The organism is Roseburia sp. AM59-24XD (assembly GCF_003478445.1).
Classification (GTDB): Bacteria; Bacillota; Clostridia; order Lachnospirales; family Lachnospiraceae; genus Jutongia.
In genome coordinates this window covers 1-18,652 of sequence record NZ_QUET01000004.1, presented here as the reverse complement: position 1 = coordinate 18,652, position 18,652 = coordinate 1, and the positions used below count along the sequence as shown (strand labels likewise).

At 39.1% G+C, this 18,652-nt stretch carries 17 protein-coding genes and 7 pseudogenes; all 24 read right to left on the bottom strand.

Translation table 11 applies throughout. From position 1 onward, the window contains the following. Positions 1-66: 66 nt before the first annotated feature. A complete protein-coding gene (locus DXA20_RS16590; protein WP_243100502.1) occupies positions 67-810 on the bottom strand; it encodes an ATP-binding cassette domain-containing protein in 744 nt (247 codons plus the stop codon). Then, positions 810-1,573, bottom strand: a pseudogene (locus DXA20_RS16585) (ABC transporter transmembrane domain-containing protein). The gene DXA20_RS16590 and the pseudogene DXA20_RS16585 overlap by 1 nt, the downstream one beginning before the upstream one ends. Beyond that, positions 1,567-1,746, bottom strand: coding sequence for a hypothetical protein (locus tag DXA20_RS16580; protein ID WP_243100501.1), 180 nt, complete (start codon positions 1,744-1,746; stop codon positions 1,567-1,569). Before DXA20_RS16580 ends, DXA20_RS16585 begins: the two are co-directional and overlap by 7 nt. 22 nt (positions 1,747-1,768) lie before the next feature. Then, positions 1,769-2,218, bottom strand: coding sequence for a S24/S26 family peptidase (locus DXA20_RS02475; RefSeq protein ID WP_118559169.1), 450 nt, complete (start codon positions 2,216-2,218; stop codon positions 1,769-1,771). Further along, positions 2,215-2,472, bottom strand: coding sequence for a PqqD family protein (locus tag DXA20_RS02470; RefSeq protein WP_118559168.1), 258 nt, complete (start codon positions 2,470-2,472; stop codon positions 2,215-2,217). The genes DXA20_RS02475 and DXA20_RS02470 overlap by 4 nt, the downstream gene beginning before the upstream one ends. Next, positions 2,473-3,312, bottom strand: a complete 840-nt coding sequence (locus DXA20_RS02465) for a hypothetical protein (RefSeq protein ID WP_118559167.1) — start codon at positions 3,310-3,312, stop codon at positions 2,473-2,475. Positions 3,313-3,499: 187 nt separating this feature from the next. Beyond that, positions 3,500-4,270: a leucine-rich repeat protein gene (locus DXA20_RS02460; protein WP_118559166.1), complete on the bottom strand. Its 771-nt coding sequence runs from the start codon at positions 4,268-4,270 to the stop codon at positions 3,500-3,502. A gap of 285 nt (positions 4,271-4,555) precedes the next feature. Continuing rightward, positions 4,556-5,686, bottom strand: a complete 1,131-nt coding sequence (locus DXA20_RS02450; protein ID WP_118559164.1) for a hypothetical protein — start codon at positions 5,684-5,686, stop codon at positions 4,556-4,558. 225 nt (positions 5,687-5,911) lie between these two features. Then, a complete protein-coding gene (locus DXA20_RS02445; protein WP_118559163.1) occupies positions 5,912-6,310 on the bottom strand; it encodes a bacteriohemerythrin in 399 nt (132 codons plus the stop codon). Positions 6,311-6,414: 104 nt separating this feature from the next. After that, on the bottom strand, positions 6,415-7,644 hold the full coding sequence (locus DXA20_RS02440; RefSeq protein ID WP_118559162.1) for an HD-GYP domain-containing protein: 1,230 nt from the start codon (positions 7,642-7,644) through the stop codon (positions 6,415-6,417). A 23-nt stretch (positions 7,645-7,667) separates the two neighbouring features. Further along, entirely contained in the window at positions 7,668-7,823 is a 156-nt protein-coding gene (locus DXA20_RS02435) for a rubredoxin (RefSeq protein WP_117480073.1), read from the bottom strand. A gap of 96 nt (positions 7,824-7,919) precedes the next feature. Further along, on the bottom strand, positions 7,920-8,294 hold the full coding sequence (locus DXA20_RS02430; protein WP_118559161.1) for a desulfoferrodoxin family protein: 375 nt from the start codon (positions 8,292-8,294) through the stop codon (positions 7,920-7,922). A gap of 27 nt (positions 8,295-8,321) precedes the next feature. Then, positions 8,322-9,266: an L-lactate dehydrogenase gene (locus DXA20_RS02425; RefSeq protein WP_118559160.1), complete on the bottom strand. Its 945-nt coding sequence runs from the start codon at positions 9,264-9,266 to the stop codon at positions 8,322-8,324. Positions 9,267-9,293: 27 nt separating this feature from the next. Continuing rightward, a pseudogene (locus tag DXA20_RS17395) lies at positions 9,294-9,416 on the bottom strand (rubredoxin-like domain-containing protein); the annotation flags it as partial. After that, a complete protein-coding gene (locus DXA20_RS02420) occupies positions 9,417-9,815 on the bottom strand; it encodes a Fur family transcriptional regulator (RefSeq protein ID WP_118559159.1) in 399 nt (132 codons plus the stop codon). Between the two features lie 357 nt (positions 9,816-10,172). Next, positions 10,173-10,406 (bottom strand): annotated as a pseudogene (locus DXA20_RS18260) (group II intron reverse transcriptase/maturase); the annotation flags it as partial. 229 nt (positions 10,407-10,635) lie between these two features. Further along, a pseudogene (locus DXA20_RS02400) lies at positions 10,636-10,857 on the bottom strand (DUF4368 domain-containing protein); the annotation flags it as partial. Between the two features lie 80 nt (positions 10,858-10,937). After that, positions 10,938-11,510 carry a CDP-alcohol phosphatidyltransferase family protein gene (locus DXA20_RS02395; protein WP_118559155.1) on the bottom strand — a complete coding sequence of 191 codons (573 nt, stop codon included), beginning with the start codon at positions 11,508-11,510 and terminating at the stop codon, positions 10,938-10,940. After that, a pseudogene (locus DXA20_RS02390) lies at positions 11,500-12,563 on the bottom strand (FUSC family protein). Before DXA20_RS02390 ends, DXA20_RS02395 begins: the two are co-directional and overlap by 11 nt. 31 nt (positions 12,564-12,594) lie before the next feature. Then, positions 12,595-13,638: a HAMP domain-containing sensor histidine kinase gene (locus tag DXA20_RS02385; protein WP_118559154.1), complete on the bottom strand. Its 1,044-nt coding sequence runs from the start codon at positions 13,636-13,638 to the stop codon at positions 12,595-12,597. Then, positions 13,638-14,348, bottom strand: coding sequence for a response regulator transcription factor (locus tag DXA20_RS02380; RefSeq protein WP_118559153.1), 711 nt, complete (start codon positions 14,346-14,348; stop codon positions 13,638-13,640). Before DXA20_RS02380 ends, DXA20_RS02385 begins: the two co-directional genes overlap by 1 nt. Then, entirely contained in the window at positions 14,327-15,760 is a 1,434-nt protein-coding gene (locus DXA20_RS02375) for a phospholipase D family protein (RefSeq protein WP_118559152.1), read from the bottom strand. Before DXA20_RS02375 ends, DXA20_RS02380 begins: the two co-directional genes overlap by 22 nt. Positions 15,761-15,862: 102 nt before the next feature. Further along, positions 15,863-16,485 (bottom strand): annotated as a pseudogene (locus DXA20_RS02370) (citrate/2-methylcitrate synthase); the annotation flags it as partial. A 251-nt stretch (positions 16,486-16,736) separates the two neighbouring features. Further along, positions 16,737-18,294, bottom strand: a pseudogene (gene cls / locus DXA20_RS02365) (cardiolipin synthase). Between the last annotated feature and the right edge of the window lie 358 nt (positions 18,295-18,652).

Below are 18,652 nucleotides of genomic sequence, written 5' to 3'. Positions count from 1 at the left end.
CACTGCCTTTGCTATTGCCGGACAATTTTCACAATCCAGCTTCGATAAGACACATCAGATTCACTGTTACTTTTCTTCTCCAAATGCAATCTGTCTGTCACACAGCTTAAGTGCAGCCGGACGGTGAGTTACAATGATCACTGTCTTATCTGTCATGCTGCGAAGGTTCTCAAGCACTGCTTCTTCTGTCCCGGCATCCAGTGCACTTGTAGCTTCATCCAAAAGAAGTACCGGTCGGTCGGAATAAATTGCCCTTGCGATTGCAAGCCTCTGCATCTGTCCCTCGGAAAGTCCTAAGCCTCGCTCGCCAAGAAGTGTATCTATGCCCTGTTCCAGCTCTGCGATAAAACCATCCGCACATGCAATCTGCAAAGCTCTGTGAATGCCTGCTTCATCTCCTGTCCTGTTCTTATCTGAAAATGTAATGATATCCCGGATACTTCCGCTCATAAGCTGATTGCCCTGCGGAACATAGGCAAACATTAAACGGTCACAGCCATACACTTCTCCGGCATCCACTGTATACAAGCCCATCAGAAGCTTTAACACTGTGCTCTTTCCACAGCCACTCGGACCGGTAAATGCCACAAATTCGCCCTTTCGTATCATAAGGCTGTAATCCTTTAATACGATTGGCATAATCGTATCTCCTTCGGTAATAACCGGCGGAAGGTATGTAAAATCCACATGCGACAAGCCGAAAGTGCTGTTATCCTGAATATATCTTGATTGCTCGTCACTCATCCTGACCTTGGTACATACCTCTTCCCAGGCACGCACCTTATCCTTTTCATACGCCTCAATCTCCATCAGCTCTCCGCACTCGCAAGCATCGCGAAATACTTCGGCAGATAGCCTGTGATATTGGCAAACGGATTCTGTATCTGACTGATAAGCTGAAGCATCGCCATAAAGGTTCCGTAGGTCATAGTGCCATTATAGATACCGAATGCCCCATAGACAGCTCCGAACACATAAGCTCCGTTCATAACAGCTCCAAATCCGATATTGCAGACATTGGAGAAATGATTCTTACGCATGCGGGCTTTCTTATGCTCACTCATGTGGCTTTCAGCCTCAGTAAGACTGTCCGCTTCCTTGCCAAATGCTTTGACGATCATCAGACTGCCAAGATGCTCCTGCAAGAAGATACGGACAAATCCATCCTTTTCCTGCATCTGCTTGTGCAGCTTCTTAGCTGCTTTCTGAAAATATAAGTAAGCAGCACCAGAAGTATTCCACCAGGCACAAGGATATAGGCAAACCTCGGTTCCATAATAAGGATTACCACAAGTGCTCCTGCCATCTTCGTTATCATTCCGGCTACGCCCGGCACAATCGTGGCAAGTCCCTCTGACACGACAACAGTATCTGATGTCAGGCGGTTCATCCACTCACCGGAATGGGTTGCGGTGACAGCTCCGTAATTGTGTGTAAGAAGCCCTGCAAACAGCCTGCTTTTGAATGCATTCTCATAGGTTGCCTTAGCGTATTCTTCTAAGAACCGCAGAACTGCCCGGAGTGCAATCTGCCCTGCTACAAGTGCCGCAAAGAGGACACAGAAGGTCAGCATTTTTTTGCTGTCATGTGCACTGCACCATCAATCAGTCCACGCAGGAGCAGAGCATAAAAAACACTGCTGATGCCAAGTACCATCTGCAAAAACAGCAGGAATATGATATATAATCTGCTTTTGCCTGCGACCTCGTTGATAAAGTGCAGGGCGGATTTATTCGTCTTTTTCATAAATAATCACACCAACTTCGATTCATTTTTCTCTCTGTTTTCTCAAAACAGATTGTAATCTCATTCTGATCTTCTTTAAAAATATCCGCAGCTTATATGGTCTGCACCATAGCCACACATACAATCGGTATCCTATGTCATCGGTCTTATACTGCTTCCCTTTGTGGGTAAAGTCTGTCATCACACCAAGAACATCTGTCTTTGGGATTCCACGCTCTATCCCAATGCAGTTATCGCCAAGGATATCATAGGAATCTTCATATACCTTGATAATTCTGTGAAGCACATACTGGTCTGTGCCTCTTTTATACAACACGACATCCCATAGCTTACAGCTTTCGCCCTGCTTCACCTCACGCACCGTAAAAGAATCCCGTCCCTGCTTTAACAGCGGCAGCATACTCACTCCTACATTTTTGTATGTGAGAGTATGATATTTCCGTAGATATTTCTCATAAGATAATCTGGTCATTCCTCTATCGCTCCAATGCCACGCAGCTTCTCCACGATTGAATCCACATCCTTTTGCAGCACATCCTTCGGTGCATCGTATTTCTCATACATAGCCTCAACGATCTGCTCTTTGGTAGTATCTGTTTTCAGGCACTCCACGATAAATGCAGCTGTCCTGTTGCTTCTGACAAGCCCTGCAAATGAGCTTGTTACATCAATCAAAACCTGCTCTCCATCGCTGTCATGTGTGATAAATGTATCTTTTAATCTCATCTATGATTCCTCCTGTTTCTTAAGTCTGTTCATTCCTTCATAAGCCACCCTTGCAGCCTCGATATTCATGTTGCAGCCAAGCCGGTAGACCGGCATTACATTAAGCATATGGTCTATGAGGGACAGTGTCTGCTTCATTCCATCTGCCGATAGGCTTCTGTTCGTCTGCTGGACGATAAGCGGATATACCGCATGTGGCTCTGCCGGTTCGATATGATTTGTGGTATCTCTTGTCAGTATGCAGATGCCCTTTAGCGGTACTGCGATATTCGTGCTGAGTCTGTGCTTGCCATCCCAAGGTGTGCCATAAGCGGTCACTCCGGAGTCTGTGATACGAAGAAGTGGCTTGTCATCGTTTACCATGACGGCACGCTCCCCGAAATACTCTCTCCACAGTCGTGTATGGGTAGATTTGCCGGTACCGCTTTTCGCTGTAAAAAGATAGCCTTCGCCATCTACCGCAATGACCGAGCCATGAAAAAGCAGGGTATCGTAGGATAAGAGGTGGTCTGCAATCTTGCGATAGACTGCGAGTGTCTCTAAGTATGCATCAGAAAACTGCCTGATGGGAATGCCCTCTTTTGTATCTTCTCTGGCGGATTTTTCACGCTCAAAGTCGATATCCGACTGGGTTGTGGCAATCGAGAAATAAACCGGTGACTCAGTCGCACAAGCTACGGTATTTCCCGGCGTACTCTCTGCCGCAGTTCCACCAACTTCTGTAGCTGTACCCCTTTTAACATCTGCCACTATATAATCTTTGCAATATTCTCTGATATAATCACAGACAGGGCAGATCGTGAAATACTGTCCTGCCAGACGGATTGTAAAGCTCTCCATATGCGACCTCTGATTCCATTCAAATTATAATTCTACTTCTGTTTCTTTTTCTTCCTGATAAATAAAACCGTTCCCGCCACTGCAATCGCAGCTACAACTACTAGCAATATAATTCCCCATACCGGCATACTTTGTGATTTTTCGGAGTCTGTATCTGCATTCGAGCTGATGGCAGTTTCGTCGGCATCTAAGCTTCATCAATTCCCGCAATTTCTGTTCCACTACTCTGCTTTTCTGTATCACTATTTTTTACCGTAGTGCCGGCATCTGTCTTGTTTTCTGTCCTGTACTGCTTGGCAAGCTTCTTTTCCTCTGCGGCTGTATCTACAGAGGAATCTACAGTCACTTTATACTGTGGTGTGACATCAGCTGTCAAGGTACTGTTACCTCCTGTATTCTTTGTATCGGTCTTATTATCCTTTGAACTGTTCGAATCCCCTATGTTGTTGCTTTGATTATTGTCGGCTATGGACTGTTCCTTAGTCTGATTATCTGATGTGCCAGACTGATTAGCGTTTCCGGCATCTTTATTTTCTGAATTATCGCCATTCTTATTGTCTGTGGCATCGGACGGATTCGACTTTCCGTTTTCATCTGTATCTTTCTTGTCTGTATTCTCATTGGAATCCTCAATTTTGGTATCTGAGGATGCAAGTACCACATTCTTGAGATTTCCGGCACCGGAAAACGCATTTGCATGAATCGTCGTAACTGTAGATGGTACGATGATCTTCTCTACCGAATTGCATAATAAAAATGCATAATCATTGATTTCTGTTACCGCCTTGTCGTTAATATAGGCAGGAATGGTAACCTCTTTGTCGCTTCCATTATACGCATAAATTGATGCGTTTTCTCCATTATCTTCGTATTGAAAATCTCCATAATATTCTGCCGCATACACCTGTACACTTCCAAACAGGCAAAGGAAGCAAATACATACTGCTGTTAAAATCATGTTTTTTATCTTCACAATCAATCTATTTTACTGTATTTGGGGTGTTATGGCAATGAGGAGTTTCGTCGATTTTTGACATTTTTTGTTAAAATAGTCCGGCTTTGTTGTTATCTATGAATGATCAAAAATCATATGACAGCCTCTATTTTATGAATATAGACTTTAGCGAGGCATGTCTGCGGCAATCCTGTTCTGAAATATAAAAAGACCCTGAGCATTTCATCCGGGGCTGACGCCTCCGCCCAATAAGCATGCCCGCCTTTCCGGCCGTCTCCGGCTGCCTTATCAATGATATGCTTCTTCAAATACAAACGCTTTTCCCGTTTTTTGAAGAAGATCTGCCTCAAAGCTGCAGATCAGATCATTATAACGGATCATATCTACGTAATACTTATACTGTACCTGTCCATCTGTCGAATTAATCTTCCTGCCGTCAGATTTCACCTTGATCCAGAGCGTTTCTTTCTCCTTGATAACCGGATAATTTTCCTTTTGCTTATCCACTGCAGTCCAGTTTATGCCATCCTTGCTGTATTCGGTCAGATTGACATTTACAACCGTTTCATCTGTTGTATTCACATTTTCCGAGTTTTGTTTTAATTGCACAGACCCATTATTATTTAATGTCATCTCTCCATTTCCTGCTTCACTTGTGATCATAAAAACTGCTTCACTCTCTGTATTTGTCTGTTCCGGCACAAGCTGTACCCGATATTTTCCTGTTTGATTTGTAGCTGACATCTTGACAATACTGCTGTATTTGCTGGTCTGTCTCTTTTTGGCAATCGTTTTATATGACCTTACTTTATATTCATACGATTCTGCGCAAGTAACCTTCTTATCTGTATATGTCATAGAAGAAACAGACTTTTTTGTTACCGCAAGAAGTGTAAATTTCTTGTTTCCGGCATTTCTGCGGTATATCTCATAACCATCCGGCTTCATTCCATAACTAATGATATTCAGACAAACCGCCTCTGTACTCCGATACGCATCAGGCACCTGATATTCATCAAAAAAGCACATAAGTCCCGTATATATCAGCCGCGACCCCTGATACACCTTCTTCCCGTTTTTGTATCCTTCCAGCTTATAATCATATTCCTGATCTTTTTTTACTTTTTTATCCGTATAATAAACAGCATTTTTATTCAATCGTGCTATAAGTTTATATTTTGTATAATTGCTGTCCTTTTTCTTTTGGCAGCGGTATAGCTTATAATAGGCCACTTTCTTGGATTTCCAGGACAGTCTAAGCATCGTTGGTGAGTTTACTACTGCTTTCACATTCATCCAATGACTATCCTGTGCCTGAACCATTTGAGGCACCGGAGCTGTCAGCATGCCTGCAATGATCATACATGTCAGTGATCGTCCCATTACCTTACGGATCTTATCAATATATCTGCTGCCCATATCAAAGCACCTCCATCTAAATAACCTTTTCATGACTGCTCATCTAAAATTATCTATACCATATTTATCACAAAAATATGGCATAAATATCAATATTTTTATAAAAGTCTTAAAGAGACTGCTCTCACCAATAGATATTTCTCTTCTCATAATAAATTCTATTTCATTGTAAGAAAAGTAAAAAGTTGCCGCTTTTTTATAAACCGACAATCTTTTCTTGCTATATCAGCCTTTGGGAATTTGACCATCAACATACAGAATGTGGTTTACTAACCACTCTGTAAGATATGCTAAAATACCCATAATCTGTTCATCCTGATCTTCTACCTCATCATTGTGATGTTCCATAAATTCATCAATCTTATGTATAAATTCCTGATGCTGGATTTTTTGTGTAAATAATTTCTTATAGTTGATAGATTCCATATACTGTTCTTCGTCAGCAAAATGCTTTACCGTATAATCACGAAGTTTCTCTAATATTATGTCAATTCTATCATATTTATCTGGTGTGTACTCGTCATGGAGTAGTTCATATGCTTCATCTGCATACAAAAACAATTGCTTATGTTCCTCGTCAATCATATCTATTCCGATATAATATTCTGGTTTCATTTCATACATAACTTAATCCTACTTTCATTCTTATTCTGCTTTAGAAACCCATACCATACTAGACATAATGGAAACACTATTGTCTGAAATATCCTCTATTTTCATATATGGCATCAGATTCTTCCAAAGCATTCTCTAATTGTCTTTGAAATATCTGAATCAATAAACCCTTTCTGTGACATGTCATCAAGGATATCACATGTTTTTTCATGAGATAATCCCTTTTTATAAGGTCTATCTTCCGTAAGAGCCTGATAAATATCAACACATGCCATCATACGTTCCGGCTCATTTAATTCATCCGCAGTTTTTCCAAAAGGATACCCTTTTCCATTTAATTTTTCATGATGGAATGCCGCCCAATCTCGTATATCTTCAAAATCATTAACCTCTGATAATATAAGATATGTATAGCCGGCATGATTTTTCATTTTAGAAAATTCATCATCCGTAAGTTTATCCGGTTTTTCCAAAATCTCATTGCCTACCGCCATTTTTCCTATATCATGCAGGGCACCCGCCAAATACATTTTCTGTACAGTTATTGAATCATATCCCATATATTTGGCAAGCAGGGAGGCTTTTTCAGCTACTCCTATAGAATGCCTGCTGGTAAAAGGAGATTTATAATCTACAATCTTTGCAAAGAAGTCTGCAACATTTTTACATGTTTCCCAATCAAAAAATTGTTTTTCTCTTGGGATAATCTCCCATAGCTTTGATTCAAAAGAATCATCCCTTAAACACATAAAGGATTCTTTTGCGAATCCCTTCAGAAAGGCATTAACACATTCTGAATCAAATAGTCTATCCTTATTTTTGGAAAGATACTGACATATAAAATTCCATCTATCATCAGATTCAATACTATTTCCTATAATATCAACAATATCTGCAAGATGAATAATCCTTGAGAACAATGGAATTTCATGCCACTTCTTTCGAAAGGGACCGGTTCCATCAGCATGTTCATGATGATATAAAATCACATTTGAAATATCTGTTTTAAAAGGGATTTTAGTAATATTTTTTTCACCATAAACGCAATGCATATTTGTTTTGTTTTCGGATAAGTCATTTTTAATGTCGGTATCCGGGTATTTCTGTACTTCTTCAGAAATATATTGTGTCAACGCATTATCGTGTAGCAAAGCGCATATAGCTAAATCTTGTAACGCATCACCTTGGATCGCACAATATTTAGCCATACACACACTAATATAAGCCACTCTCTTTCCATGTTTGTTTTTTACATTTACAAGTTCTGCTTCAATGCAGTCTAAGGCATAAGAACAAGCTCCTGCCAGTCCCACAATGTCTATGCTCAGCTGTTCTACTCTCATGTATATAATCCTTTATCGTAAAATTAAGCTTCTGAAAACTGATCTTTACCTACTGAACATAACGGGCATGTAAAATCCTCCGGAAGGTCCTCCCACTTAGTACCGGGTGCAATACCTCCTTCCGGATAACCTTTCTCCTCATCATACTCCCAACCACAAACATCACATATATATTTCATTTGTTTTTCCTCCTGTAAAATATGTTAATAATATGGATTACTCCATTACAATGCAATTTCCACAATTCTGCAACATCTTAATATGTACAAATGCTTTTAGCATTTCCATAATCCATGTAGATTACAATATGCATATACTTCTTCTACCTGCTCGCCGTCGCAAAGGCAAAAATCCGCTGCCGGATCCTGTCCCGGATTTAACTGCTTTCTGTAAATTCCCTGATTGGTATTTAATGTGATCCACTCAATGAAATGCTCTTCAAGCATTGGATGTTTTGTCTCCCCGACAACAACATGAACGTGATTGCCTTCCACCGTATACACAGGTACATGCTTCTCAACTGCAGCGTCTGTCACTCCGGCTTTTAACTCCTGCATAGCCTCTCCACAGCACATGACAGGTACGCCCTTGTCCTTTACCTTTTCAATAATGTTTCCACAATGCTTACATACATAATACTTTACTTCCATGCTTTTATCTCCTTCCATGTTAAAAATTTACAACTCAATTGTTTCTACAATTTTCTTCAATGAATCCGCCGATTCCTTAAGCTTTAATGCTTCCTCGCCATTTAAATTTATAGGTATATCTGACTCAACACCATCTGCACCTACAATAGCCGGCATACTTAGGGAAACCCCGTCAATTTCATATACACCATGAATCATGTGTGATACCGGAAGTATTGATTTCTCATCTCTCATGATCACTTCACAGATTCTTTTTACCGACATTGCAATTCCATAATATGTAGCGTGCTTTTTGTTTATAATTTCATAGGCACTATTCTTAACTGCCGCCGCTATTTCCTCTGTGTTTTCTTTGTGCTTATAATGCCCGCGCATTTCACACATTTCACTTAACGGAACACCGGATACATTCGCTGATGACCATGCTACCACTTCACTGTCGCCGTGTTCTCCTATTATAAAAGCATGCACACTCCTGCTGTCGACAGATAAATGTTCCCCCAGCTTGTACCTTAATCTGGCACTATCTAAAACAGTTCCTGAACCAATCACCCTGTTTTCAGGAAGTCCGGATAACTTTATAGCAACCTGTGTCAGAATATCTACCGGGTTTGCAACTACCAGCATGATACCTGCAAAATCTCTTTTGGCGATTTCAGGAATAATCGACTTAAATATTGCTACATTTTTGTTGACAAGATCAAGTCTTGTCTCTCCCGGCTTTTGCCCTGCTCCTGCGGATATGATAACGATGGCGGCATCCGCCACATCATCATAATCTCCCGCATATATTTTCATCGGACTGGCGAATGGAATTCCGTGACTGATATCCATCGCTTCCCCCTCCGCCTTGTTTTTATCTGCATCAATAAGGACGATCTCTGTAAATAATCCGCTTTGCATTAAAGCAAATACAGATGCAGAACCGACAAAACCACAGCCTATCATGACTGCTTTTTTCGAATTGATCATTTGCTCCTTCGTAATAATCTCCTCCTCTTAGTAATTCTCTTCATGTACTTCAAAATAGCTCTGTGGATGATTACATACCGGACATACCTCAGGGGCTTTTGTTTCTACCACAATATGTCCACAGTTACGGCATTCCCATACATTGCTTTCCTATCCATGCAGTCCCTCCTTCCTACATTTGGGACAAATGCCTTTAAATGAAATATCATAATCCAAATATTCGATTCCATGTGTGTCATGAATTCTTTCCAGTAAATTCGGCATTTCATCCATATCCACATCTGAAACCTCACCACACTTTACACACCTGACATGGTAATGATTTTTCAATGTGAAATCGAACCGGTTCGGTCCATCCGGAACTTCAACCTTTCTTAAAGTACCTTCTTCTACCAATATATCAAGGTTTCTATATACAGTCCCTTTTCCAATTGTAGGATATGCTTCTTTTATAAATTCATACACTTCATTTGCTGTAACATGCCTTTTCATCTCATATACAGCGTTTCTTACTAAATCTTTTTGAATGGTATTTCTTCTAATAATTATCCGACCTCCTTATTAGGTTTCATTTTCAATAAGGATTATATATCACTTTTCAGTCGATGTCAAGAAAAATAGTAATTATTCCTATTATTAGACTATTGAATATTTTACCCACCTTATGTATACTATAGATAAGAGATGAGCTATATGCTTATCATGTGGACTGACACATTAATCCGAAATTCTTCCCGGACTTCGGGTGCCGGGCAGTTGGCTGGCAACAGAAAAACCAGTTATTCTTATCGGACTTCGGGTGCCGATCAGTTGACGGACAACAGAAAAATCAGTCGTAAAAGGAAGGTGTCATTAGCTACGGCAAATGGACCTTCCTTTTAAATTTCACTAAATTTTGAGGTACCATCTTACTGGAGACGGAGTATACTTTCCACGATAAATGCGGTCGGTTATCTCTTGTTGATATTCCTTTAGATATGGAAGAGCCTCCTTAATGGTCATGCCATCAATTCCCGGCGCTCCCTTGTTTGCCTTAACTCTCTTATACGCTCTGTTAATGTTGTCTTTATACAGTATCGCTTCCAAAAGTCTCGGCTGTGCACTGTCTCTTTCTTTCCATATCCGATTGAATGACCTTATATGAGATTTCTGTTCGTCAGACCAGAGATTTGCCCGTGGTTAGTCTGTTCCCACATCCGGCTTCCTTCAGATTCCACCTCACGGTGGACACCCTTGCCTTCGGCTATATCCTTCCCGCTACCGGGCGGATTCGGGACTTTAACCCGTTAGAAACGTGCGCCGCCGGGCGCACTATTTGAAAAAATAACTCCCCATCCCTCACAATATCTGAGAGATGGGGAGTTACTTTTTACGCTGCAGTCTCCGGGATTTCCCCGACAAAGTTATAAACGATCCTGACTTTCTGCACCTTCTGACCGTCCACTTTCTTGACCTCGCCGATCAGGATCTTGCTGATCAGCCGGTTCAATACTGCCTCGTCCAGTTTCTCAATGGCAGCATAGCGCCGGATTTCCTTAATAAAGGTGCGGACTTCGCTTTCCTGTGCGTCCGCCCGGCTCTGCATCACTGACTCCATAGTTTGTGTGTTTGACTTACTGTTTATATCTATCTTCTCCTAAATATTTTCTAGTCATTGCAATATAAAATTGCTTATACAGTCTCTCCCTTAAGAGTCCTGATATTCTGGATAATATACAGAGCGACCGATATGACCATCATTATAGCGCACAAACCAATCAACAGATCTGATACCATCGATGTAATTTGGAACCATATAATATGCACCGCTGCAGTTCCATATAATAAAAAGGTTACTATCTTTCCATGCCAGTCTGCACCATGTACTTTTCCTGTCTTTCGTATCACAAGACATCCACTGACTACCATATACAGCTCCTTACCTGCCATTATTACGATTAAAAGAAGCATATGCGGAAAACGAGTAAACAGACAGATTAACATCGCTGCCTGTGTCAGCTTATCAGCCACCGGATCAAGTATTTTTCCTAAATTACTAATCCTATGGAATCTTCTTGCGATGTATCCATCAGCAAGATCCGTAAGACCAGACAGTAATAAGATTTCACCAGCTAACAGAGGATTTTTCTTTACACAATAACTCCATATAATTACCGGAATCAGACAAAGCCGAAAAAAAGAAAGAAGATTAGGAACCGTAATAATTCTATTCAAATTTTCTTCCTGATTCACTTCACTCTGCATGTACGGTCACATCACTTTCCTTTTTTTTAGACATAAACCAATAAAATATAACACAAAATGCTAAAGCAAACACAACACCAAAAACATTTTGAATCACTCTAAGACTAACCGCTCCTTGTAGTCCATAAGTCTCTGCAGCAATGGCTAAAGCACCAAATGTGTTAAATACTGCCTGCCAGCCATATTGTGCTGAAAATCCTACACCGATTCCACCAAGAATTCCTATATATGCATAGATTGACGAAGGAAGCAGAAAATATAATACTGTAAAACATATAACACCTGCAATATTTCCGACAATCCTTTTACGGACTCTGTAGTGCATATCTTCCATAAACGGCAAAATCGCGGACATGGCCGCAATACCAGCCACATTGCGCGTGGCATATTACAAAGTTCTGCAATGCAAAGGACAATCGGTACGCATAAAATCTGACATATCTGCCATTTTGTTCTGGAAGAAGTGATATCAAATTCTTGTATCAGATCTTTCAGATTTCTTTTATAAGCTCTGTTTTTATGATTTCGATAAAATACGAAGCAGGTAAGTGCTGCACCTAAAGCCATTCCGGCTAATCGCATCTGATAGCTTTTTCCCGTAACATCATAACCATATAGCAGCAGATACCCAAGAACCAATGTAGATTGATTAAACATGAATGGATTATGGCATCCGAACAGAATCAACACAGCCAGTGCCGCAATATTTAACAGCATTCCCAATACCGGTGAAAACTGATTTGCTAAATGCGGACATACAGTCATAATTACAAAGAACAAAGCCAAAAGCATCGTAGATTGTCCGGTGTGGATCCCCAGATCCGCATTCCGAAATACCATAAGGCATAATAAAACTACTACACCCACAATACTATTCTCATTTCCAAATAAGATACTGAAAATAGTAACAAATAAAAAACAAAATGCCATTGTAACAGCTATCTTTACCAAATATACCAATATATGATATGATTTTTCTTTCACTGTTTCACTCTTTTTCAACAGATTTTTAGAACCTGCCTGATTTAACTGCAATTCCTGATAAAATGTCATGTAATTCCTCCTCTATCTGTTTTTCTTAAACTTATATGGCCTCATCTTTCTGTATTGGAAGCTCTACAACAAATCTGCATCCACCATATTCACGGTTTTCTGCTTTGATTGTTCCTCCGGCACTATCTACAATCCGTTTTACAAGTGCAAGACCTAGGCCATTTCCTTCTGCTTTATGAGATCCATCTACCTGATAGAACTTGTCAAATATTCTGGATTTTACATCATCCTCTATTCCTGGTCCTTCATCTTCCAGAATGAACTTAACAGAATCCTGTTCTTGTTTCAGAAACATCGTAATTGTCCCCTTTGAAGGGCTGAACTTAATCGCATTATCCAAAAGATTTATCCAGATATGCATAAAAAGTCCTTCATTCCCAGTATATTTAACTTCCTCCAATTCTACCTGAAAACCAATTTCTTTTTCTGTCCATTTTGTTTCCAATGAAAGAAATGCCTGGCGGATCTGTTCATCCAGACGATATTCTGTTTTTTTCATTGGTATATTCTGATTCTCTAACTTGGATAACAGCAAAATATTACCAACCAATCCGGAAAGTCTTTGGGTGTTAAATAAGATTTTTTCTACATATTCCTCTTGATCCGGAGACAGTTCTTCTCCCTGAAGCAGCATTGTATATCCTTCAATGGCATTAATCGGGGTCTTAAACTCATGAGAAACATCAGATACAAAATCCATCTGCAGCACCTCTGTTGCACGAAGTTCTTTTGTCATAACGTTAAAACTTTGATAAGATTCTCCAACTTCTGCTATACGGCTGTTCGTTTCCAAATGCTGTTCAAAATCTCCCCGAGAAACTTCCTTCATTGCTTTACTAAGCCTGGTAATTGGTTCCAGTAACTTTGCATTAATAAAGGAAGTGATCAGCCCTGCAATCAATGTATTGAAAATCAAAAGCCAGCCAAGCACAGGTATGCTGCCCGGCAGATTAAAAAAATGATTCAAAAAAGCAAATAATAAAGCAGATATGACTGTTGAAAATACAAGTGCCAGCCAGATTGCACCAGTCAGACAGGATCGGATCCGCAATCCTTTTTCTTTCTTTTGTTCCATTATTTTTTCACCACCTTGTATCCAATTCCACGCATTGTTACGATTTCAAAATCAGGGTTATCTTTAAAACGCTCTCTGATTCTTCCTATATGTACCTCTATCGTATGTGGGTCTGCCTCCGTCTCGTATCCCCATACTTCATCCATCAACTGTTGTTTTGTAAATGTTCTGCCTGGCGAAGCTGCAAGCTTATATAAAAGCAGGAATTCTTTTTTAGGCAAAACAAGACTTTCCTTATCAGTTGTAACTGTCATTGCATCATAATCAAACTCTGTTGAACCGATCATAATTTTGTGTTCATTCAGTATCTGTGCACGGCGAAGCAATGCTCCGACTCTTAAAACCATTTCATTCACATTTACCGGTTTTACCATATAATCGTCACTTCCCGAAAGAAATCCCTGGCGCATATCATCAAAGGAACCTTTCGCAGTGATCATAAGCACTGGTATCTGATATCCTGCTGAACGAAGTTCTGACACCAGTTCATAGCCATCCATAACCGGCATCATAATATCGGAAATGATCAGATCAATATATTCCTTATCCAATACTTCTAATGCCTGTGCTCCATCCGATGCACTTTTGACCTGATATCCATTCTTCTCAAGCACTTTTTGGAATAGCTGGCTTAATTCTTTATCATCTTCTACAATCAATATTTGAAACACGTTTTCCTTCCTCCTTATTAAAACAGATACCTTGCCCATCCAAGCAGATGCTGTACCAGAAACACCTTTCTCTTACGTTTTTCTGTTAATTCAATCGGCTTTACATGATACGGATCATAATATGTTCCGTCGTCTAATACCTGTCTGGACACGCTCTCATACTCCATCATGCCATCCTCCAGCTGTTTATTAATCTCTTTACTGCGTATTACAAGCATCAGCTCTGTATCCAGATAAGTACTTCTCATGTCCATATTGAATGAACCTATTACTGACAGATCATCGTCAATCAGAATACTTTTTCCATGATACGAATAACCGCCTTCATATTCCCAGATATCAATTCCTGTTTCTAAAATTCTGTTTCTGTTTTTGGCATAATCAGCAGCTCCAAATGGATTTCCGTTATTTGCAACAGAATTTGTCATAATAGAAAAGTCCGAAACCTTCTGTGCAATTTCCTCCCATGTATTATACATCATATCATTGCAAATAATATATGGTGTATGAATTTTTACGCGTTCCTTTGCATTTTTCATCAATTCTCCCAACTGATACCACACTACTGGTTCTTTGGAACCTGTGTGAATAGGATTTGACACTAATGCAATCTTTTCTGTCTCAAAAGTTTCGTCCGTGTAATCGGTATCGCAGATTCTTTCCTTATTCTCTTCAAAATATTTCTGATAGCCGTTCTGCAGCTCTAAAACTGCGTTCTTTACAGATTTTCTATTTGCCAGTTTTTTATTGTCATGAAAATAACCACTGTCTTCTTGTTCCCATATCGTTTCAAAATACTCTAACAACTGGTTAACTGAATTTTCTTTCTCAGGTTCATCGCAAACCACTAACACGTCTCTGTCATAGTTCTTATGTCCCGGAAAATCACCCAGAAAATAATTGTATGTATTTCTTCCCCCAAGAATATATCTCTTTCCATCTGCAATCAAATATTTATCATGCATTCTACCCATCATCTTCCATGGTTTCAACGGATTGACCTTATTATATAGTTTAATTTTAACATTCTCATGGAAAGATAATCCATAGAAATACGGATTTCCTTCCATATCAATCCAGCTCTCCATTCCATCTACTAACAGACGAATATGTACACCTCTGTCTGCCGCATCATGCAGTGCTCCTAAAATCATTTTTCCACTTTCATCGGATTGAAATGCAAAAGTAGAAAGAATAATTTCCTTTTTTGCATTCTTAATCAAACGCACTCTTTGTAAAATCGCTTCTGGATTCTTTTCTATGATTACTGCCCGTTCTGTATTTTCACTGCATTCGTTCCATGACCCATTTTTTGTTTCTTTTTTGGTTGTATTGGACACTTCCGGCTGCTTTTTATATGCAACGCAGATTCCGAGCAATTCATAAAAAGCCACACATAAAAAAATTGCCAGTATAACAAGAAGGATTTTACATATTTTATACTTTTTCATTGTACATCACCTGATTCCTTTTTATTTCATACTTATACAATACAAAGTCAATCTCAATTTAACCTCAACAAAATTTATTTTTCATAAAAAAATATGACAGGCTTCTTTTTCAAGAAAGGATGACATTGCTGCTGAAATAACAGAATAAGTATCTGAACCTGAAGATGTTACTACCCGTGTAGTGAATGTAGAATTGTTACCACCACCATGTTCCATATGTAACAATAATGCTATATCCAGTACTCTTGCTTCCAGTTCTGTGAATTTTGTATCTGGGCTTAATAAGCGCAGGAAATTTTCAGCAATAGATAAATCTTTTTCAGGTCTATGAATATACATACTTTCGTTTTTTTCATAATGACAATAAGCATGGTATGCATATACTGCTAACATAGGAAATGCTGCGATCAACTGCATACTCTGCCTTAGCACATTCGGAATTTCAAGACTTTCTTTCTCCTTATCGTAAGAGCCCAATGTAAGAATACTTCGAGTCATAGAACCCATAATATCTGATGTAGGTGCTTTCATAATGACATCTCTGGTAAAGTTAGTCGGTAGTTCCATACAATCAGATAGTCTTCCCTGAAATTCCATTAACTGTGTATCAGTTGGCAATTCTCCGAATAAAAGAAGATATGCTCCTTCTTCAAAGACAAACCTTTTCCTTTACTTCCTGTTACTAAATCTTTTATATTATAACCACGATAAGATAACTCGCCATCACTACGAACTTACATACTATACTCAGATATTCTTGTTTCCAGAGCATTCAGCATTGTCTGTTCTTTTTCTTATTCTTATTCATTAGCAATACAATACAATGGAAAACTCAATTTAACCTCAACAAGGTTTGTTTTTTCATCCATGCAAAATCTTCTTTGTACAACAAACTGTTAGATATAGCAAAAACGGCCTTTCAAAAACAGTTAACTTCTAAATCAACTGTTTTTTGAAAGGTCGTTTCATCAGATTCTTATAGCAATCCAGCAAATAATCTCATAAATAATTGTCCCAGTCGCAAATATGCACTTCGTCCGGTTTGATATTGGTCTGTCACATCACAACATTCTCCCATCGTTCTTATCAGATCATTTTTTATTTCCACAACTGCCTGACAATCTGCCATAAAACAGCCGTTTCAAAATGGTGATATAAACTTCGATAATCCAGATTAATTGTTCCACAAGTTGCCATACAGTCATCTGCCACACTCATTTTTGCATGACAGAAACCAGGAGTCCACTCATAAACACGAACACCATGTTTAACTAATCCATGATAAAAAGAACGAGTTATATTATAAATGAATTTTTTATCAGGGATACCAGGTGTGATAATTCTTACGTCTACCCCTCGCTTAGCAGCCAGACATAACGCATGCGTCATTTCATCTGTTATGATTAGATATGGAGTCATAAACCAACAATATTTTTCAGCTTTATTTATCATACTGATATAAACTTCTTCTCCTACTTGCTCATTATCCATAGGGCTGTCTGCATAAGGTTGAACAAACCCAGTTTGCTGTGCCGCATAATCATAGTGGAAAAGGTATTTACTAAAATCAGAATCATTAGCATCCTTATCACTTACTGCATTCCACATTTCCAAAAATGTCACCGTAAGCGACTGAACAGCATCTCCTTCTAAACGAATACCTGTATCTTTCCACTGTCCATACGGGTGTGTGTAATTAAAATATTCGTTTGCTAGATTATATCCACCTGTAAATCCGACTTTTCCATCAATAACTGTTATTTTTCTATGATCACGATTGTTCAAAAACAGATTTAAACCTGGCATAAACGGATTGAATACACGGCAATGAATTCCTATTGCTCCATCTTTTTCACAAAATCTGTGTTAATAAAGCCTATAGAACCCATATCATCGTAGAATACTCTAACTTCCACACCTGCTTTTACTCGCTCTTCCAGAACATCTTGAATCTTATGCCATGCTTCAGCGTCTTCTATCGCATGATATTCCATAAAGATAAACTTCTGTGCTTTCTCCAAATCCTTAAGCTGTGCCTCTAATCCTTTCACTGCTTCATCAAAATACACAATATCCGTATTCTGATAGATTGGATACTGCGAATTTCTTTGTATATAACTTGCTATATTTCCTGCTTTCGGAATTGTTTCTTTTATTCTGCTCAAACACTCCTGACTGTCCGGAAGCATTGGTAACAATTTGCTATCAATTTCTGCATATCGCTCACGCATTTTATGTGTGCCACCATTCAAACCAATCAACAAATACAGGCCTACACCCATAATTGGGAAAATTAGAATTAAGATGACCCAAGGCATTTTCATAGAGGATGTCTTATTTGATGCGTACAATCCCAAAACCAAGATCCCACTCAAAATCCTTGTAAATAAATTTATGATTTCTGCATATTCATTCAAGCGTGTTACGATAGTAATAATAAAAATCACTTCCAGAAGAATGCAGATTATGGAAAAACACAGCCGTTTTACCCCATTTTTTGTTTTTGCTTTGCCCTCTAAAGTATCTTGTTTCATATATATTCCACCTTCCTAATAAAATACTAATAATTTTTTCTACTCAATCATTCTTTCACTAATATCTGCAACCTCATTTGTATGTAACATAACCAATGATATATGCTACTTTATCATCAAAGTCACATTCGTAATATTTTATTTCTAACAAGAATCTTATTGGTAAATTTAATTTATCATCAACAGCAACAATTGTTCTCTCATATTACACCTTCTTTTCTGATTACGAAGTAGTACCTTTTATTACGCAATCGAGTAGGAGGCGGTGACTAACCGCCGTCCTCTCACACCACCGTGCGTACCGTTCGGTACACGGCGGTTTCAATAGTTGACGTGCACAGACTGATAGGCTGTGGCT